Annotated in this window: 21 protein-coding genes and 1 riboswitch; of the genes, 12 read left to right on the top strand and 9 right to left on the bottom strand. The window is 68.5% G+C overall.

Annotation, left to right across the window (positions count from 1 at the left end; all coding sequences use genetic code 11):
* On the top strand, positions 1–208 hold a 208-nt coding region (purH, locus tag VNE60_03025), incomplete at its 5' end, for a bifunctional phosphoribosylaminoimidazolecarboxamide formyltransferase/IMP cyclohydrolase (protein ID HVB30481.1).
* Positions 209–432: 224 nt separating this feature from the next.
* On the opposite strand, the gene VNE60_03020 is transcribed toward purH, so the two are convergent.
* A complete protein-coding gene (locus VNE60_03020) occupies positions 433–846 on the bottom strand; it encodes a VOC family protein (GenBank protein ID HVB30480.1) in 414 nt (137 codons plus the stop codon).
* A gap of 238 nt (positions 847–1,084) precedes the next feature.
* On the opposite strand from VNE60_03020, the gene VNE60_03015 reads away from it, so the two are divergent.
* Complete coding sequence (locus tag VNE60_03015; protein HVB30479.1) at positions 1,085–3,391, top strand: DUF2723 domain-containing protein; 2,307 nt, start codon at positions 1,085–1,087, stop codon at positions 3,389–3,391.
* A 60-nt stretch (positions 3,392–3,451) separates the two neighbouring features.
* Here the strand turns inward: VNE60_03015 and VNE60_03010 are convergent, their stop codons facing one another.
* Positions 3,452–4,543 (bottom strand): LLM class flavin-dependent oxidoreductase, encoded by a 1,092-nt coding sequence (locus VNE60_03010; GenBank protein ID HVB30478.1) that lies wholly within the window; start codon positions 4,541–4,543, stop codon positions 3,452–3,454.
* A complete protein-coding gene (locus VNE60_03005) occupies positions 4,540–5,601 on the bottom strand; it encodes a hypothetical protein (GenBank protein ID HVB30477.1) in 1,062 nt (353 codons plus the stop codon). Before VNE60_03005 ends, VNE60_03010 begins: the two co-directional genes overlap by 4 nt.
* A 394-nt stretch (positions 5,602–5,995) precedes the next feature.
* Positions 5,996–6,071: riboswitch (SAM riboswitch) on the top strand.
* A 32-nt stretch (positions 6,072–6,103) separates the two neighbouring features.
* On the opposite strand from VNE60_03005, the gene panB reads away from it, so the two are divergent.
* The 3 genes from panB to VNE60_02990 are packed head-to-tail and all read left to right on the top strand — an operon-like array spanning position 6,104 to position 8,892.
* Entirely contained in the window at positions 6,104–6,925 is an 822-nt protein-coding gene (gene panB, locus VNE60_03000; GenBank protein ID HVB30476.1) for a 3-methyl-2-oxobutanoate hydroxymethyltransferase, read from the top strand.
* A gap of 42 nt (positions 6,926–6,967) precedes the next feature.
* Entirely contained in the window at positions 6,968–7,849 is an 882-nt protein-coding gene (locus VNE60_02995; GenBank protein ID HVB30475.1) for an aldo/keto reductase, read from the top strand.
* Positions 7,846–8,892, top strand: coding sequence for a DUF5924 family protein (locus VNE60_02990; protein ID HVB30474.1), 1,047 nt, complete (start codon positions 7,846–7,848; stop codon positions 8,890–8,892). The genes VNE60_02995 and VNE60_02990 overlap by 4 nt, the downstream gene beginning before the upstream one ends.
* A 2-nt stretch (positions 8,893–8,894) precedes the next feature.
* On the opposite strand, the gene VNE60_02985 is transcribed toward VNE60_02990, so the two are convergent.
* On the bottom strand, positions 8,895–9,419 hold the full coding sequence (locus tag VNE60_02985; GenBank protein ID HVB30473.1) for a hypothetical protein: 525 nt from the start codon (positions 9,417–9,419) through the stop codon (positions 8,895–8,897).
* Positions 9,420–9,697: 278 nt separating this feature from the next.
* On the opposite strand from VNE60_02985, the gene VNE60_02980 reads away from it, so the two are divergent.
* Both VNE60_02980 and VNE60_02975 read left to right on the top strand, forming a co-directional pair.
* Positions 9,698–10,375, top strand: a complete 678-nt coding sequence (locus tag VNE60_02980; GenBank protein HVB30472.1) for a methyltransferase domain-containing protein — start codon at positions 9,698–9,700, stop codon at positions 10,373–10,375.
* 81 nt (positions 10,376–10,456) lie between these two features.
* Positions 10,457–10,798, top strand: a complete 342-nt coding sequence (locus VNE60_02975; protein HVB30471.1) for a YggT family protein — start codon at positions 10,457–10,459, stop codon at positions 10,796–10,798.
* Between the two features lie 36 nt (positions 10,799–10,834).
* Here VNE60_02975 and VNE60_02970 read toward each other — a convergent pair whose 3' ends face one another.
* The 4 genes from VNE60_02970 to VNE60_02955 form a co-directional block, all read right to left on the bottom strand.
* Positions 10,835–14,056, bottom strand: a complete 3,222-nt coding sequence (locus VNE60_02970; GenBank protein ID HVB30470.1) for a hypothetical protein — start codon at positions 14,054–14,056, stop codon at positions 10,835–10,837.
* Positions 14,057–14,127: 71 nt separating this feature from the next.
* Complete coding sequence (locus VNE60_02965) at positions 14,128–15,390, bottom strand: MFS transporter (GenBank protein HVB30469.1); 1,263 nt, start codon at positions 15,388–15,390, stop codon at positions 14,128–14,130.
* Entirely contained in the window at positions 15,387–17,072 is a 1,686-nt protein-coding gene (locus tag VNE60_02960) for a hypothetical protein (GenBank protein ID HVB30468.1), read from the bottom strand. Before VNE60_02960 ends, VNE60_02965 begins: the two co-directional genes overlap by 4 nt.
* A gap of 71 nt (positions 17,073–17,143) precedes the next feature.
* Positions 17,144–17,323 (bottom strand): PIN domain-containing protein, encoded by a 180-nt coding sequence (locus tag VNE60_02955; protein HVB30467.1) that lies wholly within the window; start codon positions 17,321–17,323, stop codon positions 17,144–17,146.
* 100 nt (positions 17,324–17,423) lie between these two features.
* On the opposite strand from VNE60_02955, the gene VNE60_02950 reads away from it, so the two are divergent.
* The 5 genes from VNE60_02950 (at position 17,424) to VNE60_02930 (ending at position 20,045) form a co-directional block, all read left to right on the top strand.
* Positions 17,424–17,885 (top strand): VOC family protein, encoded by a 462-nt coding sequence (locus tag VNE60_02950; GenBank protein HVB30466.1) that lies wholly within the window; start codon positions 17,424–17,426, stop codon positions 17,883–17,885.
* 66 nt (positions 17,886–17,951) lie between these two features.
* Entirely contained in the window at positions 17,952–18,341 is a 390-nt protein-coding gene (locus VNE60_02945) for a DoxX family protein (GenBank protein ID HVB30465.1), read from the top strand.
* A 13-nt stretch (positions 18,342–18,354) separates the two neighbouring features.
* The gene (locus tag VNE60_02940; protein HVB30464.1) at positions 18,355–19,092 is read left to right on the top strand and encodes a dienelactone hydrolase family protein; all 738 of its coding nucleotides are present in this window, start codon (positions 18,355–18,357) and stop codon (positions 19,090–19,092) included.
* A gap of 186 nt (positions 19,093–19,278) precedes the next feature.
* On the top strand, positions 19,279–19,614 hold the full coding sequence (locus VNE60_02935) for a metalloregulator ArsR/SmtB family transcription factor (protein ID HVB30463.1): 336 nt from the start codon (positions 19,279–19,281) through the stop codon (positions 19,612–19,614).
* Positions 19,611–20,045: an SRPBCC domain-containing protein gene (locus VNE60_02930; GenBank protein HVB30462.1), complete on the top strand. Its 435-nt coding sequence runs from the start codon at positions 19,611–19,613 to the stop codon at positions 20,043–20,045. The genes VNE60_02935 and VNE60_02930 overlap by 4 nt, the downstream gene beginning before the upstream one ends.
* An 8-nt stretch (positions 20,046–20,053) precedes the next feature.
* On the opposite strand, the gene VNE60_02925 is transcribed toward VNE60_02930, so the two are convergent.
* Positions 20,054–20,297, bottom strand: a 244-nt coding sequence (locus tag VNE60_02925; GenBank protein ID HVB30461.1) for an ATP-binding protein, incomplete at its 5' end; no start/stop codon positions are given.

Raw genomic sequence — 20,297 nt, 5'->3', positions numbered from 1 at the left:
GCGCACCACGGGCCACGACACCAAGGGCTCGGTGATGGGGTCGGATGCGTTCTTCCCCTTCCGCGACGGCGTGGACCAGGCCGCCGAGGCGGGCGTGGCGGCCATCATCCAGCCCGGCGGCAGCGTGCGCGACGCCGAGGTCATCGCGGCGGCCGACGAGCACGGCATGGCGATGGTATTCACCGGCAAGCGCCAGTTCCGGCATTAGGCCCGCCGGCGTCGGCGCTCCGAGGGGGCATCAGGATCGCAGGGTCATGAACCAGATGCTCCGGATTGAACGGATGCTCGGGATAGAATCTTTGAGGGCTTCGGCGGAGAGATCTTCCCGCCGAAGCCCCCTATCTGTACTCCGGAGCATCCGTTCGATCCGGAGCATCCTGCGCATACTCTCCGTTCTTGTGGCCCGCCGGCCGGTCCTGCACCCACCACCGATCATTTGAACTGCGCGAACCCCACCGTATTTCCGCCCGGCTCCCGCACGTAGAGCTCCGTGCTCCCGTAGAACGTCTCGTGCCGCGCCTTCACCACCGGCACGCCCGCCACGGCGCGCTCCGTGGCGTCGAGGTCGTCCGTGGAGAGAAAGAGCGTGACGGAGTGCCCCGCCAACTCGCCGGCCAGTGTCGGACTCTCGGCGAGGACGCTCGCCCGGGTCTGGTACATCACCTCGATGCCGTCCTTCTTGGCGCTGGCGAATACGAGCTTGCCGTCGGGGCCCGGCACCTGGTTCTCGACCGCGAACCCGAACCGGTCGGCCCAGAACCGCATACACGGTTCGACTTCGTCCACGATCATCACCGGCGTGAGCTGCAGAAGACGGGGAACCGCTGAAGGCGAAGTGGCGCTCATGAGAACTCCTGGCGAGCGGACGGTGTAGGACGACGCGAACGAGCAACTAGAATACCGAACAAAAGCCGAACTCACAAGCTCGGGCCAATCCACTCGCGGCGCGGAAATACATGTGGGTCCTCACGTTCTTCTGACGTCCGCGTCCCTTTCATAACTCATGGTCCCACCGCATTTTTGAGTATCTTGACGGCGCCCCGCCACCGGCGGGGCGCTTGCTGTGGGCTTCCAACCGACCGTCATGGCGACCAACGCGAAGACCGAACTCGACTACCGCCCCTCCTATCTGGCCGCCACGATCGCGGCGGCGCTGGTCTTTCTCCTCTACCTGCTGACCCTGGCGCCGAACACGGCGATGTGGGACACCAGCGAGTACATATCCGCCGCCTATACCCTCGGCCTTCCCCACCCACCGGGCAACCCGCTGTTCGTGCTGCTGGGCCGGGTGATGTCGCTGCTCCCCATCGCGTCGTCGGTGGCGATGCGGATCAACATCTTCGCGGCACTGTGCAGCGCCGTCGCGGCGGCGATGTGGTTCCTGATCACCGAACGGGTGCTCGTGGGCTGGTTCCAGGAGCGGTGGCGCCGCATCGTGGGCGCGGGCATCGCCACCCTGATCGGCGCCACGGCGTTCACGGTGTGGAACCAGTCGGTGGTGAACGAGAAGGTGTACACCGTCTCGCTGGCCGGCATCGCGATCATCTCGTGGCTGATGGTCCGGTGGTGCGACAATCCCGACGGGCCCAAGGCCGACAAGACGCTGATCCTCATCGCGTATCTACTGGGCCTGGGCTACACCAACCACATGGCGGGCTTCCTGGCCCTGCCCGCGGTGGGCCTGGCGATCATCATCATCCGGCCGCGATATCTCCTGCGCTGGAAGCTGATTCTGGCATCGCTGCTCGCGCTCGGCTTCGGTCTCACGCCGTTCGCCACGCAGCCCATCCGTTCGGCGTACTTCCCGCCCATCAACGAAGGCGAGCCCACCGCGTGCACGCACGGCCTCAAGTGGTCGTGCACGTTCAGCAAGGGCACGTACAACGCCTTCATGTACAACTTCAATCGCGGGCAGTACGGCAAGCCCGCGTTGGGCGATCGCCAGGCCCCGTTCATCCAGGGGCAGGTGGGCATGTGGTGGTGGTACTTCAAGTGGCAGTGGATGCGCGACGCGCTCGACCGGCACCAGGGGCTGCAGAGCATGCTCGCCGCCGTGATGCTGGTGCTCGGCCTGTTCGGCGGGTGGGTCCACTTCAAACGCGACCGACGAAGTTGGTGGTATTTCGCATCGCTGTTATTCACCACCACGCTGTGTCTGATCTACTACCTGAACTTCAAGTACGGCGCGTCGCAATCGCCGCAGTTGGGTGACAGCGTGGCGCGCGAGGTCCGTGATCGAGACTACTTCTTCATCTGGAGCTACTCGCCGTGGGGCGTGTGGGCAGGCCTCGGGCTGATGTTCGTGTGGGAATCCATCGCGTCGCTGTTCGGCACCAAGGCCACGCGCGTGGGCAAGGAGACCGTCGAGGTCCCCTCGCAGACCGGATGGCTGGCCGGATCGCCGGTCCTGCTGCTGGCGGTGATTCCGCTGTTCGCCAACTGGCAGTGGGCGTCGCGGGCCGGACAGACCGACACGCGCGACTTCGCGGTGGACATGCTCAACTCCGTGGAGCCGTACGGCGTGCTCGTGGTGGTGGGCGACAACGACACCTTCCCGCTCTGGTACGCGCAGGACGTGGAGGGCATCCGCAAGGACGTCGTGGTGGCCAACACGTCGCTGCTCAACACCGATTGGTACGTGCGGCAGCTCATCCGGCGGCCCATCTACCAGTATGACGCGGCCGCAGGGCCGGCCCTGTATCGCGGCAAGGTGTGGCCCAAGCCCACCACCGGGCCGTTGCACATGACCACCGCGCAGGCCGACTCCGTGCCGGCGTACTATCCGATCACGCAGCCCACCACATATCGGATCGGCCCCATCGAGGCGACGATCAACCCGAAGAACCTGCCGCAGGACGAGGGCGGCACCGGATACCTCGATCGCGCCGGCGTGTTCGTGCTGCGGATGATCGGCGATAGTTATCAGGACCGGCCCATCTACATCAGCCGCACGGCGGGCAACTACGCGCACACGCTGGGCCTGGACAACTACACGCTCACGCAGGGCCTCGCGTCCAAGATCTTCATCCCGCCCAAGACGATGGGCCCCGACACCGTGCGCGTGGAGGGCGACGGCTACTTCGATCTCGCCACGTCCAAGGATCTCTGGAACAACGTGTTCCTGGCCCCCAAGTCGCTGGCCAAGCGCCACGGCTGGGTGGACAAGCCGTCCATCGGCATCCCGTACCTGTACATGGCCACGGCCATCGAGTTGGGACAGACCGAGCAGTCCGTGGGCGACACGGCGGGCGAAGCGCGCGTGATGCGCGACGCCCAGGGCATCGTGAAGGCGCTCAACCTCCAGGACTATTTCCCGTCGCTCGGCGCGGCGCTGCCGCCGATTCCGGCGGGGGACTCGGCGGCAGGGAAATCGGTACCGATCAAGAAGTAGGACGGTAGGACAGTAGGGGGGTAGGACGGGACTGCGTTCGCAGTTATCCGTCCTACCCCCCTACTGTCCTACCGTCCTACCGTCCAAAAGCGCTATCACTTCCTCCCCCACCCGCTCCATCTCCTCGAGTTGTGGGCTGCACTGCAACAGCAGCAGATCCACGCCCACGTCGGCGAACTCGCGTACCCGGTCGGCCACCTGCTCTGCCGTCCCCGTGAGCCCGGCGCGCAGCCCACGATTGCTCACGGAATATTCGCGCAGACTCACCTGCTGGTCGAGCTTGGTGTTCTGCAGCCAGTCCTGGTAGTTCCCGTACCCTGGCGAGCCCGCGGTGACATTCGTGATGCGCTCCAGCTCGGCGTTCACTTCGCGCTCGCTGTCACGCACGATCGCGTATCCCGCCACGCCGAACGTGAGCGGCCGCAGTTCCTGGCCCGTGGCGCGGTACAGAGTCTCCGACGCCTCCTCGCGTCGCCGCTTGAGATCCGCGATCTTCGGCGCGATGCGATCCGGCGGATCGCCGTGCATCACGTACGCGTCGCACTGGCGTGCGATCAGGTTCCTGGCCGTTTCCGACTCCCCGCCGGCGTAGATCGTGGGGCGCGTCCGGCCGTGTCGCGCCGCCGTCGCCACCGGCTTGGGCTCGAGCACCAGATCCTCGGCGCGATAAACCGCGCCGCCATAGCTGAACGAGGCTTCGCGCCACGCGCCGTCCACCACGTCCAGCCATTCGCCGGTGCGCGCGTAGCGATCGTCGTGCTCGTCGAACGCGGCGCCGTAGCGGCGCGCTTCGTCCTTCCACCAGGCCGAGACCACGTTGAGCGCCAGCCGGCCGTTCGCGATCCGATCGATCGTCGCCGCCTGCTTGGCGAAGATGGCCGGTGGGTGAAAGGACGGCCGCACCGCCACCATCAGCTCCAGCCGTTTGGTGACCGCCGCCAGCGCCGCGGCCGTGGACCAGGCGTCCAGCGACGGCGCATGGATGCCCTTGATGTCGTTGAGCAGCAGCTCGGCGATGAGCGTGAGGTCGAACCCGATCTCCTCGCTGCGCTGCGCCAAGCGCTTCACGTATTCCCACGAGGCGTCCATGCCTTCGTCGGGCACGTTGCGCAGCCAGCCGCCGAACACGGGAAGCCAGTAGCCGTACCTCATGGGAGCGCCGCCTGGCGCAGCTCGGCGGCGTGACGCCCACGCTCGGCCTGCGCACCGGGGACCGGCCGCGGGGCACGATCCGCGGTGAGGGCACGCCGCTCCAGGTAGTCCACCAGCTTCGCGAACGGATCGAAGCCGATCACGTTAGCGGCGTCGGCCACGAAGTTGGAGAGCGCATTGATGTCGTAGAAGTAGTGCCGGCCGTCGCGGTCGTCCACGAGGTACTCGATGCCGCCCACGTCGAGGCGTGCTTCGTGCGAGATGCGCTCCACCTCGGCGATGATCTCGGGCGGCGGCGTGTACGCCTCCACACGGAGCCCCGTCGTGGGCGCGTCCACGGCGCACGCCGAGCGAACGAGTTCCACGCCGTCGGCGCGCCGGCAGGCGTCGGCCGGGCAGAGATCGAACGACCCCACGGCCGGATAGACGTTGATCGCGTAGAGATACTTGCCGCCCAGCGTCTCGACGCGGGTGATGTGGCCGTCGCGAAGTGGCGCCGATTCCTGGACCAGCGCCACGCCGTCGACGCCGAGTTGGACCTCGCCGCGCGACACCGCGCCCGCCAACGCGGCTTCGGACTCGTAGCGGACGATGCCGGCCCCCGAGCCGCCAACGTTGGCCTTGATCAGCACCGGGTACCGAAGCCCCGCGTCGCGCGCCGCATGCACCGCGCGCGACGGATCGTTGATGGCGCGCGCTCTCGGAAAGGGCAGTCCCAGCGATGCGGTGAGGTCGAGCTGCGTGGCCTTGGACAGTTCCAGCGCGTACACGTCGGCCCCGTTCACCACCGGAACGCCGAGCCGCTCCAGATGGCGCAGCCAATGGAGGGTGAAGAAGGTGCTGTTGGCGTGGCCGCGCAGGTACGCGGACGGGCTCGCGCGATTGAAAACCAGCGAGTATGGCACGTCGTCGCATCGCTCAGCGGGATCGAAGGCGTGCGCAGCCGCATCGAGACGAACGTACGGGATGCGGCGGCGATCCAACTCGGCGAACAGCGGCCTGAACCAGTCCGGGTGCTCGTGGAAGATCGCGATCGGCTTGCGAGTCGTGGCGCTCATGTCTGCGGTCCGGCTGAAGAGGGCCGCCAACGACATACGCGAGACGCACGCGGCGCGGGAAAACGGATTCCCGACGCCGAGTGCGCGTCCACGACAAAGCCCGAGCGGATACGGCCGCCCGGGCAATCGCGTTTTAGCTCTTGTTTAACGTGGCAGCAATAGGCGGCAAATCACCACGGGTGTTCAATTGTCAGAAACGAGTATCGGCGGCGGGTCGACGGATGTCAAGGGCTGAGCGCGTCGACGGTTGGAACGCCGTTGCTGGAGCAGTAGGGCGGTAGGACTGTAGGGGGGTAGGACGGCAGACTGCGTAACGCAGTTCCCCCCTACCCCCCTACCCTCCTACCGTCCTACACTTGACGCCGGGCACGCCCTCCCCCTACCCTTCCCCCACAACTGATCCCGTGGTGATTTGCCGCGTATTGCAGCCACGTTAAACAATTCGCTAAAAAGCTCAGGCCCGCGGTCGTCCCGCGGGCCTCGTGTTTTTTGGGAGGTCCCCGTGACCGCCGCCCGTCCCAAGACCACCACCCACACGCTCGCCACGCTCCGCGCCCGCGGCCAGAAAGCGGTGTTCGTCACCGCCTACGACTATCCCACCGCGGTCTACGCCGACCGCGCCGGCGTGGACCTGATCCTCGTCGGCGACTCCGCCGCGATGACGATGATGGGCCTGCCGTCCACGGTCGGCATCACGATGGACGAGATGAGCGTGTTCGTGAAGTGCGTCTGCCGCGCCGCGCCCCGCGCCTTCGTCGTGGGCGACTTGCCATTTCTGTCATACCAGACGAGCGACGAGGACGCGGTGCGCAACGCCGGCCGCTTCATTGCCCTGGGCTGCGACGCGGTCAAGTGCGAGGGCGGCGCCCGCGTCGCCGGTCGCGTGCGGGCCATGGTGAACGCCGGCATCTGCGTCATGGGGCACCTGGGGCTCACGCCGCAGAACCTGGCCCAGCTTGGCGGCTACCGCGTGCAGGGCAAGACGCCCGCCGCCATCCAGCACCTCATCGACGACGCGCTCGCCCTGCAGGATGCCGGCGCGTTCGCCATCCTGCTCGAGGCGCTGCCCGCGGCGGCGGCGGCGTGCGTGCGCGAGCGGCTGGACGTGATCGTGTACGGCATCGGCGCCGGCCCGCACGTGGACGGGCAGCTCGTCATCTCGCACGACATGCTCGGCAACTTCGTGGGTGACATCGCGCCCCGGTTCGTCAAGCGGTACGCGTGCGTGGGCGCACAGATCGAGCAGGCGTTCGGCGAATACGCGCTCGAGGTGCGGCGCGGCGCCTTCCCGGCGCCGGAACATTGCTACCGTACCGACGGATAGGTCTCGTCCCGGTTAGACTTCGAGGACACCAAGGAGATCGGTATGACCGTCGAGTCCAAGAAGATCAATGCCGCCGCGGCCGGCCAGTTCACCATCGGCGGCGACCTCATCGTCAATCGCCTGGGCTTCGGCGCCATGCGCATCACGGGCCCGGGCGTCTGGGGCGATCCCGCCGACCCGGCCGCGGCGCGCAAGACGCTCGCCCTGCTCCCCGAACTGGGCGTGAACTTCATCGACACCGCCGACAGCTACGGCCCGTTCGTGAGCGAGGAGCTGATCCGCGAGGTGCTCCACCCGTACACGGGGCTGGTGATCGCCACCAAGGGCGGCTTCGTCCGCACCGGGCCCAACAAGTGGGCGCAGCTCGGCCGCCCCGAGTACCTGCGCCAGTGCGTGATGCTCAGCGCGCGGCGGCTGGGCGTGGAGCGCATCGATCTGTGGCAGCTGCACCGCATCGACCCCAAGGTGCCGCGCGACGAGCAGTTCGGCGTGATCGCCGAGATGCAGAAGGAGGGGCTCATCCGGCACGTCGGGCTGAGCGAGGTGAACGTGGAGGAGATCCAGGCCGCCCAGAAGTTCTTCCGCGTGGCCACGGTGCAGAACGAGTACAACATGGTCACGCGCAAGAGCGAGGCCGTGCTCGACTACTGCGACGCGCACCACATCGGGTTCATTCCCTGGTACCCGCTCGCGGCCGGCAAGCTCGCCGCCCCGGGCTCGGCGCTGTCCAAGCTCGCCGCCCGGATGGGCGCGACCACGAGCCAGGTGGCGCTCGCGTGGACGCTCCGGCGCTCGAAGGTGATGCTGCCCATTCCCGGCACGAGCAATCCCGACCACCTGCGGGAGAACGTCGCCGCCGCCGCGGTGCAGCTGTCCGACGACGACTTCGCCAGACTCGACCGCGGCGGGCGCGCCTCGCCGTGACCGAGCGGCCGTTGGCGGGGCTGCACCACTTCTGGGAAAGCCACCGGCGCCTGTTCTGGATGCTCCACTCCACCTGGGCGCTCGCCTCGGGGATCGCCGTCGTGTTCCTGGCGCGCGAACGCTATCGGCTGGTGCTCTGGGTGGTGGTGTTCCTCGTGCTGACGTGGGCGTCCACGCTGTACTTCGGCCGCGTCCCGAGCGCGGCGGGGACCCGGACCCCCGGCTCCGGTTCGAGAGCGGCGCCACCCCGGCTGGCCCACGAGGTCACGTCGTACATCACGCGCGTGATGTACCAGGAGACGCTGTTCTTCCTCCTGCCCTTCTACGCGTACTCCACGGTGGTCGATTCGCCGAACGTGGCGTTTCTGGCGCTGCTGGGCGGGCTGGCCGTGTTCTCGTGCATCGACCTGGTGTTCGACCGCTGGCTGCGCACGCGGCCCATCTTCGGGCTGACGTTCTTCGCGATCGTCGCGTTCGGCGCGCTCAACCTGCTCCTGCCGCTGCTGTTCGGGCTGCAGCTGCGGTTCGCGACGCCGGTGGCCGCGCTGCTCGCCCTCGCCGCCGCCCTGCCGCTGGGCTGGCGGTTCATCCACGGCCGCCGGCGCGTGACGGCCGGGCTCGTCGCCGCGGCCGCGGGCTTCCTGACCGTGGCCATCGGATTCCCGGTGCTGGTGCCGCCCGTGCCGCTCCGCATGGAGAGCGCCACGTTCGCGCGGGACGTGGACCGGGGAACGCTCGCCATGCAGGATTCGCTGCGCAGCCCCGCCCCGACCTCGAGCGTGGGCAGCTCGCTGGCCGTGGTCGTCCAGGTGTTCGCGCCGTCGGCGCTGCCGGCGATGGTCCAGCTCGAGTGGCGCCGCGACGGCCGGACCGTGCGCGAGTCGCGCGACATCGAGATCGTCGCCGACCACGCCGGGTTCCGCGTGTGGGATGTGTGGCACCCCACCGACGGCGCCGTGCCGCCGGGTGCGTACGAGGTGGTGCTCCGCACGCAGGGCAACCGCGTGTTCGGCGTGGCCAAGCTGACGGTGCAAGGCGCCTGAGGTCAGGGGCCGAGCTTGGTCCCCACGAAGCCGCCCGACTTGTACGTGTAGAGCGTGGACACGTCCGGGTAGTTCACCACTTCGAACGATCCCGTCTGGTTGCCGGGCGCCTTGGAGAGGTAGATGCCCACCGCGTCGGCGTCGTACACGGGAAAGCGCGTGACCTCGAAGGCGCGGGGCGTCTTGCCGTTCATGATCGCGATCACGTGCAGCGCCGAGTCTCCCGGGGCCGCGCCCTCGACGATCACGTCCTTGGTGCCGTCGCCGTCGAAGTCGCCGATCGTCGCGAACATGGATTGCAGTCCGCCGCCGGCCATGGCCGCGGCCTGGCTCACATCGGAGCGGAACGAATCGATGCGCACGGTGCGGAAGTTGGGCGCCACGGCGTCGAGCGCCGCCTGCATGCCGGCCGGCAGCGTGAGCACGAACCCGACGGTGGCAAAGTGCAGCTCCGGGTCGGGCGGCTTCGTGCCGCAGGCCGCGAGCACCAACACCAACGCGAACGAACGCAGGACCTTCTTCATCATGCCTCCGGGAGTGGCACGCGGAACTCGGTGGCCGGTTGCAGATCCCGGGGGGTGGACTCCGGCACCGTGGCGAGCAGGGAGCTACGTCGACTCGGGATAACGTACCAGAATCGGCATCGGGGCGCGATACGCGGGGGCCGGCCTGGTCCGGCGCGGCAGGGCTCGGGCCCGGCCCCGAGCCCCGGGGACTGGTGCCCCGGCGGTTTCGGGGTATGATTTCCAGTACGGAAGACGGACCGCTCCGGCACGCCCGGGGTATGATCCAAGCGGCCAGTACCGTGACTGTGGTTCCCGCCCTCGTCAAGGATTCCCCCCTGATCAAGCACCTCACGAGCCTCCGCACGTCGGGCACGATCATGCCGAGTTCGCGGTATCTGGTGCGCCGGCTGCTGGCCGGGATCGACTTCGACCGCGCCACGGTGCTCGTGGAACTCGGCGTGGGCACGGGCTGCGTCACGCGAGCCATTCTCGAGCGCATGCGGCCCGACGCGCGGCTCATCTCGTTGGAGATCAACCCGGCCTTCGTCGAGGCGGGCCGCCGCATCGGTGATCCGCGGCTCGTGGTGCGGCACGCCTGCGCCAGCGCGCTGCCCACGGTGCTGGCCGAGGAAGGCATCGAGCGGGTGGACGCCGTGGTGTCGAGCCTGCCGCTCAAGATCATGGACCAGGCCGTGGTGGACCGCATTCTCGACGTGAGCCGCGCCTGCCTGCGGCCCGACGGGCGGTTTCACCAGTACCAGTACAGCCTGAGCCACTACCCCAAGCTGGCCGACCGCTACGCGGACGTGTACGTGCGGTTCACCGTGCGGAATACGCCGCCGGCGTTCGTGTACGAGTGCACGGGCACGAACGGTCGCGCGCCGGTCCCCGTGCGGCTCCGCCCCTCGGTGGCGGCGGTGTACGCGGGCATGCTCGCCGCGGCGGCAATGATGATCCGCGTGGCGCACGAATTGTGATGGGGGAGTAGGCCCATCGAGCGATGGCCGTGGCGCCCCGCGCCCGATACTCATTGAGTATCGCCCAACCCCAGGGAAGCCATGAACGATCCCAGAGTCGCCGATGTGGACACGCGCCAGTCACGCACGGCGGCGCGGTCATCGCAGTTCATCGATTACGCCTTCTACCTGCTCTATACGCTGCTCACCATCCGTCTGGCGCTCGCGCTCATCGCCGCGCGGTCGTCCAACGGGTTCGTGCAGTTCATCGGCACGGTGACCGGCCCGTTCTACGCGCCGTTCCGCGGCATCGTCGACAACTTCAGCGCCGGCGGCACCACGCTCGTGGTGCCGATCGTGATCGCCCTGGTGGTGTACATGATTCTGCACGCCGCCATCAATCGGGCCCTGCGGATGGTCGGGCACCGCAAGATCGACGTCTAGCCAGGAACCCGGGGCGTGTAGCGCGACCGGGCCCGGCTAGAGCTGCAACGGCCCCCCGGCCACCAGCCCGGTGAGCCCCAGCCGCGCCATCGCCTGGTTGAACGCCGCGAGCCGGCCCGTAAGGAAGTCGTTGAACCCCTGCACCGCGGCCTGATACTCGGGTTCGAGCAGCGCCTGCTGCGCCAACTGCGCCTCGGTGGGCGCCTGATCGCTGCCCTCGGCGATCCCATCCAACGCCGATAGGTGTTCGCGAATGCGATCGGGCACCCGCACGGACGACTCGATGGCCTGCGGATTGCTGGTGATGTTCGCCTCCACCGAGTCCATGCGCGCCTCGAGCGCCTTGACCGCATCCACCACCGGCTGCTCGTTGGGCGTGCCCTTGACCGCGGAGGCCAGCGCCGTGGCCTGCGCGCGCATCCCGTCCAGCCGGTTGAGCGCCACGTCGAGCTGCGACAGGCGGTGCATCAGCGACGCGGTGAACGCGTACTGGGCCTGCATGTCGGCGGGCGCCGCGTGCGAGCGCGGATCGCTCGCCACCTGGAAGGTCTGCGACTCCACGTGCCCGTCCACGGTCAGCGTGGCCGTGTACGTGCCCGGAGGCACCAGCGCCCCGCTCTGCGGGCCCTTGTTGAACTCCTTGGCGCCGTTCCAGCGCACCGGGCCCTGCGCGCGGAGATCCCAATAGATGCGGTGCATGCCCGCGGCCATCGGCACCCAGGGCTTGCCCTTGTCGGCCGCGCCATCGGCGGCCGGCTCGCGCAGGCCATCCATGGTGCGCACCACCCGCCCCTGCGCATCGGTGATCACCAGCTTGCCCGGCGTCTTCGCGGAATCGCCGAGTGCGTAGCTGATCATCGCGCCGTAGGCCGGGTTCTGACCGTAGAACGCACCGTCGCCCAGGAACTCCACCTGCGACCAGGGCCAGAACCGATCTGCGTTCCTGATCGGGAAGAGGCGCAGTGGCGCGCTGGCCGCGGTGGGCGTGAACTGCTCCAGGGGCGTCACGTCGTCCAGCACCCACACCGACCGCCCGTGCGTGCCGAGGATCAGGTCGTGCTGCTGCGGTTGCATGTACATGTCGTACACCGACACGTTGGGCAGTCCGAGTCCCATCAGGTACCAGTGCGCGCCGGCGTCCCACGTGGTGTAGAGGCCGTTCTCGAGGCCGGCGTAGTACATGCGCGGATTCCTGGGGTCCTGCATGGCGGAACGCGCATACACGCCGGCCGGCAGATCGCCGACGATCGAATGCCAGGTCTGCCCGTAGTCGCTCGTCGCATAGACGTACGGTTTGAAGTCGCCGCTGAAGTGGCGGTCCACGGCGATCACCGCCTCGCCGGCGTTCGTGGGCGACACCTTCACCGACTCCACGCGCCCCCAGGCCGGCAGCCCGGGGATGTGGCCGGTGACGTTGGTCCAGTGCGCGCCGCCGTCGCGCGTCACCTGCACCAGCCCGTCGTCGGTGCCCACCCACAGCACGTCGGCGTCGCTCGGCGCCGGCGTCACGATGAGAATGGCGTCGTACGCCTCGGCGCCCGAATTGTCCTTCATGACGTCGCCGCCCGACGACTGCTGCTTGCTCTTGTCGTTCATCGTCAGGTCGGGGCTGATCGGCTTCCAGGTGCGGCCGTGGTCGGCGCTGCGGAACACCACGTTGGCGCCGGCGTAGAGCACGCTCGGGTTCTGCGGCGACACGGCGAAGCCCGACTCCCAGTCCCAGCGATACTGCAGGTTGGCCACGCCCTCGCCCGAGAAGTCGATCGGATAGGGCTCGATGTCGTGCACCTGCTGCGTGGCGCGGTCGAACGCCATGAGCACGCCGTTCTGCGTGCTGTTGTAGATGATGCCGGGGTTATCGGCCGCCGGCACCGCGTAGATGCCGTCGCCGCCGTTCAACGCGAACCACTGCCGGTCGAGCACGCCCTTGGGGTCCTGGCTCCAGCCCGGTCCGCACCAGGAGCTGTTGTCCTGCAGGCCACCGCACACCAGGTACGGGAACTCGTTGTCGGCCGTCACGTGATAGAACTGTCCGATGGCCAGGTTGTGCACGAACGCCCAGTGCGCGCCGTCGTCCCGCGACAGGATGACGCCGCCGTCGTTGCCCTCGATGATGCGTCCCGAGCCCGAGGGATCGATCCAGATGGCGTGGTTGTCCACGTGGTTCTGCTGCGCGATGGGCGTGAAGTGCGCGCCGCCGTCGTGCGAGTCCATGAGGAACATGGACAGCGTGAACACGTGCTCGGGGTTGGTGGGATCCACCGCCACATGCGAGAAGTAGAATGCGCGCACGTCGGCTTCCTGGTCCTTGCTCACCAGCGTCCAGTTGGCGCCGGCGTCGTCGGAGCGCCAGATCACGCCCTCCGTGGAGCCGATCGCCGCGTACACGCGGTCGTGCTGGCTGGGCGCCACGGCCAGCCCGATGCGGCTGACCGGCGTGGTGGGCAGCCCGTGGCCGGACAGGCGGGTCCAGGTGGTCCCTCCGTCCACCGACTTGTAGATGGCGTCTTCCGGGCCGCCGTCGGCGTAGCTCCATGCCGTGCGGCGGAACTTATACGTACTGGCATACAGCACGTTCGGGTTCACCGGGTCCATGGCGAGGTCGGCCGCGCCCACGCCCGGCGCGATGTACAGCACCTTCTCCCAGGTCCTGCCGCCGTCCGTGGTGCGGTACACGCCGCGGTCCGGGCTGTCCTGCCACGGGCTGCCCATGGCCGCCACCAGCACCGTGTTCGGGTGGTGCGGGTCGATGACGATGCGCGGAATCTGGAGCGTGCCGGCGAGGCCCATGTTGGTCCAGTGCGCGCCGCCGTCCGTGGACTTGTAGATGCCGTCGCCGAACGAGACGTTGTTGCGCACGTTGCCCTCGCCCGTGCCGGCCCACACCACTTCGGGATTCACGGGGTCCACGGCCAGCGCGCCGATGGACAGCACCGGCTGATGCTGGAACTCGGCCGTCCACGTGTCGCCGCCGTTGGTGGTGCGGAAGACGCCGCCGTCGGCCGTGCCCACGTAGTAGGTCACGTTGTTGCCGGGCACGCCGGCCACCGCCGAGACGCGGCCGCCGCTGATCGCCGGTCCGATCTGCCGGAAGGCGATGCTCTTGCCCACCGGCATCGGCAGGAGCGTGCGGCCGTCCTGGTCGGCCTGCTGTGCCGTGGCGGGTCGAGGCGTGGTGACCTGCGCCAGGAGCGCGGCGGGCGTGGCGAGCGCGGCCAGCAGAACGGCGGCGCGGAGCGGGCGGACGGTGCGGATCATGGGTCGCGTGGGGTGGAAGTGTTGCGGGCTGGGTACAGCTTCAGACCAGACCCGGGGATGGCGGCTCCGCGTCACGCGGCCGCGGTCTCAAGCCCGCCGAAGAAGCGCTGGTACACCACCAGATAACCCAATTGGAACATCGCCGCCACCACGAACGGCGCCGTGAGCCAGCCCTGATGCAGCATCAGGCCGGCGATGGCCGGGCCGATGGCGCGCGGCACTTGGATGGACACGTTGTTCACCGTGGCCGCCAGCCCCTGGCGATGCTGCCGCGTGAGCCCCATGGTCAGCGCCTGCCGCACGCCCAGCGTGCCCTGGTTGAACGCCGCGCGCACCGCCCAGATGGCCGCGGCCAGGCCGAACACCGGCACGAAGGGGGTGAGCACCATGAGCAGCAATCCCACGCCGCGCATGACCACCACCGTGCGCACCACGCCGAACCGCGGGACGATGCGCTGCGCGATCTGCGATCCCACGGCCGCGAGCACGAAGCTCGCCGCCAGCGCCGGGCCGATGGTGGCCGGTCCATGGCCGAACCGGCGCAGGAACCAGTACGCCATGAGCGGCGCCACGAGTCCGATGCCGAATCCGTTGAGCGTGTTGGCGAACGCGAGCCCCGCGAGCTGCCGGTTCTCCTTCTGGCGGACGGCCGAGGGAGCGCTCGCGGCGTCGGTGGCCGGCGAGGAGATCTCCGCGCCCGCCGCGCGAGGAACCGCCGCGGGCCTGGGCGGCGTGATGTCGGGCGCCTTCCAGATGAGCACGAAGCCGATGGCACTGCCCACCAGCGGGAGCACGAACAGCGGACGGAACGCCAGCGCGCCGGGCAGCGCGCCGCTCCACAGTCCGGGCAGCGCGGCGAGCAGCGCGCCGGCCGCCATGCCCATGAATCCGAGCGTGGAGTTCAGGTTGAACACGCGCGGGCGTTGCGAGGCCGGCAGCCCCTGCGCCAGCCAGGCCTGTTCCAGCGGGCCGAACGGGCCGGCCGCGCCGTTGGCTCCGCGCCCGAAGCCGCCGAGCACCGCGCCAAGCGTGAGGATCCAGGTGCGGCTGCTGAGCAGCGCCAGCACGGCCGCGATGATCGTGATCACTTCGTAGGCCAGCAGGAACTGCTTGCGCCCCAGCCGGTCGCTGGCCGGGCCGACGAGCAGGGTGAGCGCCACGCCGAACAGCAGCGCGGCGGACAGCACCATGCCGATGCTGGCGGCGGTCCACCCCAGGGCGTGCAGGTACAACGTGAAGCCCACCACCAGCGCGCCCTGCCCCACGCTGCGCGCCATGCGGGCGCCCATGACGAGCTTCACGGCGGCGGGCCATGGATCGTGGGATGGCGTCACGGCGCGCTGTCCGCCGCGTATCCCCAGTCGTAGGATTGCTCGCCGCCCGCCGACCGCCACCTGGTGGTCCAGGTGGTGCGCTGCCAGTCGAGCGGCTCGCCCAACGGCTGCGGCGTTGCAGCCAGCGCCAGCGCCGACCGCAGGTCCTGCTTCTGCGCCGCGCCCAGCGCATCGGGCGCCAGCGACACGAAGAGCGTGGTGCCGCTGCGCGACAGCAGGTCCAGCCACTGGCGGTTGAGGTTCCAGGGAATGTGGGTGGTGACTCCCACGCAGTCGGCGTCGGCCGCGTAGAATGCGCCGTGCTGCGCCCCGCGAAAGGCGAGCGCGTTCACCCCCATCCTGCGCACGCGGTCCCATTCCGTGCCGCTCGTGTCGTCGCCGATGCGGCACATCTCGAACTGCCCCGCCGACAGGTGGCTCACCGTGTTGCAGCCGATGATCAGCGAGCCGCCGGCGGCCTCGCGGATGGTGGCGTACAGCTCGTTGATCACTTCGGCGGTGGTGCGCCTGGGCCCCTCGGCGAACGTCCACCCGTCCTTCGTGAGCGCCGAGCCCATCTGCGAGCCCCACCGTCCGAAGATGTCCCAGGTGGAGTAGTCGTGCTTGATGAGGTCGAAGCCCCAACGGTGCAGGCGCGCGATGTCGGCGGCGATCTTCTCGCGCGACTCGGCCACCGTGGGATCGAGCACGCCGCGTTCGCGCGGCAGGCGCCAGCTGTCTGGCGCGTCGGCCGGCGCCTGCAGCGGGCGGATCCACACGCCGGGCCGAGCGCCGGCGCGCTTGACGTCGGCCACGAGCGCGGGGATGTCGGGGAACTTCTCGTTGCCGCGGTCCCATCTGCCGGCGCCGTCGTTGCTGGCGCCGCGGCCGGGCTGCCAGCCGTCGTCGATCACCACGAACGGGCGGTTGCCGCCGGTGGGCGAGAGTTCCACGACGTGGCCGGCGTCGGCGCGCACCGTGGCCGCAGTATTATTTCCGTATGCGTAGTACCAGTCATTGCTGCCGTATACCGGCTGGGCGGGGAGGCGCGGGTGGGCGCACATCTGGACGCAGAGGGCGTGCTGGGCGGCGAACGCCGACTCGCCGTCCTGGCCAGGCCGGCAGACCACGTCGCAGACGGCGAGCGCGCGGTTGCCCAGTTGGACCGGGGTGCCGCCGCTCCGCACGTCGGCCCAGAGCGTGATCCCCTCGGGGTCCACCTGCCACCAGCAGAAGGCGTTGGCGCCCGTGCGCACGCCGTAGCCGTCGGCGCGCCTGCCGTCCCACGCCAGCGCGTACCAGGGCATCACGCGGTCGGGCACGAAGCCGCGCCACTCGAAATCGCCGTAGCCGCGTTCCCAGGCGTCGCCGAGCAGCAGGCGGGTGGCATCGAGCCGGTCGTTCCAACGTAGCGAAAGGCGCGAGACGCCCACCGCGGGCGCCGAGAGTTCGACGCGCGTCGCGCCGGGCACGGCGGAGAGCTGCGCGGAGATCCCCGCCCCGTCCCACCGGCCGCTGCCGCCCAGCGCCGGGCGGAGTTGTTGCACGCCCGAAGCGGCGTGGGCGGTGACCGCGTCGGGTGGGCGAGTGATGTCGAGAAAGCCGGCCGGGCATTTGGCCGTGGGCGCGACGGCGGGGATGCGCAGCGACGAGGCGAGTACCGCGGCCGCGCTGCGTTGGACGAATTCTCGGCGGGTGGTCATGCGGAGCAATATGCGGGTGGGGAAGGCCGTATGGGCGGTGTGTATGGTGGTGCGGGAATCGTGCGGATGAACTAACCGTTGCGCAACCGCTCGATCAGGCGCCGAGGGCTGACGATCGGGATCGCGGCCTTGCCCTCGGCGATGCTGACATCCCGCGCGTTCCCCGTGACGATCGCGTCCGCGCCGCCCGCTACGGCAACCTCGATGAATTTGAGGTCGCTCGGGTCGGACAGGGTGAGCGGCAGCGGCAAGTGTCCGCAATTGCCGCCCAAGTTGCACTGCGTATGCGGCCTCATCATCTTGTCGCTCCGGTCGAGGGTCGGGAGTTCACACTTCCTTAAGGAGGTTCCGATGAGCGCCGTACAGGGCTCGCCCCGCATCACGCCCTTTCTCTGGTTCGACGCGAATGCCGAAGAGGCGGTGGACTTCTACCTCACGGTGTTCAAGAATTCGCGCCGCCTCGATGCACTGCACACCGGCGACCAGCCCAAGAACCGGCCACTCGTGGTCGCCTTCGAGCTCGACGGGCAGAGGTTCAGCGCGCTCAACGGGGGCCCGATGTTCAAGTTCACCGAAGCGATCTCGTTCGTGGTGCGGTGCGATTCGCAGGAGGAGGTGGATGAGTACTGGACGAAGCTCACTGCGGGCGGCACCGAGAGTCAGTGCGGCTGGCTCAAGGACAAGTTCGGTCTCTCCTGGCAGATCGTGCCGTCGCGCCTCCCCGAGCTGGTGAAGCACCCCAAGGCCATGCAGGCCATGATGGGCATGAAGAAGCTGGACATCGCGGCGCTCGAGCGGGCGGCGCAATCGTGATCGCGCACGGATGCTCGCATACTTCACTCGTGGCGGCTGACCGTCCACATCCTCGGGAGGTTTCCCATGATGTATCTGTTTCTCGCCGGCCGCGTGCTCTTCGGCGGGTTCTTCCTCATGGCCGGCATCGACCACTTTCGTCGCGTGGACATGATGACGCCGTACGCGAAGGCCAAAGGAGTTCCGGCGCCTCGCCTCGGGGTGCTCGGCTCCGGGTTGCTGCTCGTTGCCGGTGGCCTGAGCATGGTGCTCGGGGTCTATCCTACATGGGGCGTGGTCATGCTCACCGTGGCCCTCGTGCCCATCACGTACATGATGCACAACTTCTGGACAGCCACCGAACCCATGGCGCGCCAGATGGACATGACCCACTTCATGAAGAACATCGCGCTGCTCGGCGCGGCCTGGATGCTGCTGCTCATCCCGCAGCCCTGGGCACTCAGCCTCTTCCGATAGGGAAGCTCGCCACATGATCGAAGCCACCGTTCACCTGAAGACGCCCGACGGCGTGATGCCCACGCGCACCTTCCACCCCGGCGAGGGCAAACGGTACCCCGCCGTGATCCTGTTCATGGACGGCGTGGGGATCCGGCCCACGCTCATCGAGATGGCGCGCCGCATCGCGTCCAACGGGTACTATGTGGCCCTGCCCGATCTGTTCTACCGGTCGGGACCGCAGGCTCCGTTCGACGGCGCGACCGTGTTCAGCGATCCCGCCGAACGCGCGCGGCTGATGAGCCTCATCAAGGAGGTCACGCCGGCGCGCGCGATGTCCGACACCCGCGTGATCCTGGACTATCTGGACAGCGACCCCGCCGCCGACGCCCGGAAGATCGGGACCGTGGGCTACTGCATGGGAGGCGGGGCGGCACTCAGCGCCGCCGGCCAGTTCCCCGATCGCGTGCTTGCCGCCGCGTCATACCACGGCGGGCGCCTGGCCACCGACGCGCCCGACAGTCCGCATGTGCTCGCGTCGGCCGCCCGCGGGCGTGTGTACGTGGGATACGCCGAGAATGACAACAGCTTTCCCGAGGAGCAGCGGCAGCGGCTGGAGGCCGCGCTCACCGAGGCGGGCGTATCGCACTCGATGGAGCTATACCACGCGGCGCACGGATTCAGCATGACCGATCTGCCGGTGTACAACGAAACCGCGGCGGCGGAGCACTGGCGAACGATGCTGGGGTTGTTCAGGGAAGCGCTGAGGTAGAGGCTCAGCGGTAACCGCCCAGAGAACCCAGACACAACGACGTTCAACACGTCGAGCGTCCGATCGTCCACGGCACCGTAGCGTTCGGCGCCGCCGGGAGAGATGTCGACCGGCCCGTGGCCAATGGGGCGCATCGCACGGTCTGGCCCCTTGCCATTTATTACACCCTACGGTATAATGTTTGCCATGGATCAACTCACCAACGTGCTCACGGCCATTTCTCATCCTTCCCGGCGGGCGATCATCCGGCAGCTCTCGCATGGGCCAGCCCGGTTCCTGGACGTGGCCGATCAGTTCGACACCGCGCTCAATGCGGTGACCAAGCACCTGAAGCTGTTGGAGCGGGCCGGGCTGATCGAGCGCGAGAAGCGCGGGCGCGAGGTCATGATCTCACTGCGGGCGGAGCCACTCAGGGAGGTCGCGGGATGGGTGCACGAGTACGAGCGGTTCTGGAACGAGCGGCTGGACGAGTTCGAACACCACTTCAAGGCCAGGAAGGCGAAAAAGGAGAAGAAGAAATGACGACGAGCGACAAGAAGACCATCGAGATCAGGGTGGAGCGGACCATCCCAGCCTCACCGACCGAGGTGTACGATGCGTGGCTCAACCCCGAGACGCCGGGCACGCCCTGGCACGAGTCCACCAAGCTGATCCTGAATCCGGCGGTGGACGGGATGTTCTACTGGCGTTTCAAGGAGACCCCGCATTTCGGCCGGTTCACCGAGATGAAGCGCGGGGCGCGCATTCAGCATACGTGGATGTCCCCCAACACCATGGGCGTGGAGTCCACGGTCACCGTGACGTTCCAAAAGAAGGGGGACGACACCCTGATGACGCTGGTGCATTCGGGCCTGCCGGATAACGACCAGGCGAGGGGGCATGAGGGCGGGTGGAACTACTTCCTGGGGAATTTCACGAGCCAGTTCGAGGGAGCAGCGGGGAAGAAGGCGTAACGTCGAGACTACGCGTCCGCCCTCGTCGGAAGCTCGACGACGAAGACGCTGCCACGGGGCTCCCCGCTTTCCACGCGGATGGAGCCCCCGTGCGCTTTGACGGCAAGCGCGCAGAACGCCAGCCCCAGCCCCGCCGAGTGCGCGCCGGGGTCCGAGGCGACGCCGGACGCCGTATAGCGTTCGAACAGGCGGGCGCGCAGGTCCGCCGGTATGCCCGGCCCCTCGTCGCGCACCGCCACCTGCATGTGCCCG

It is taken from the genome of Gemmatimonadaceae bacterium (assembly GCA_035533755.1).
Lineage (GTDB): Bacteria > Gemmatimonadota > Gemmatimonadetes > Gemmatimonadales > Gemmatimonadaceae > JAGWRI01.
Note: the sequence above shows the minus strand (reverse complement) of the source record. Positions and strands in the feature narration are given on the sequence as shown.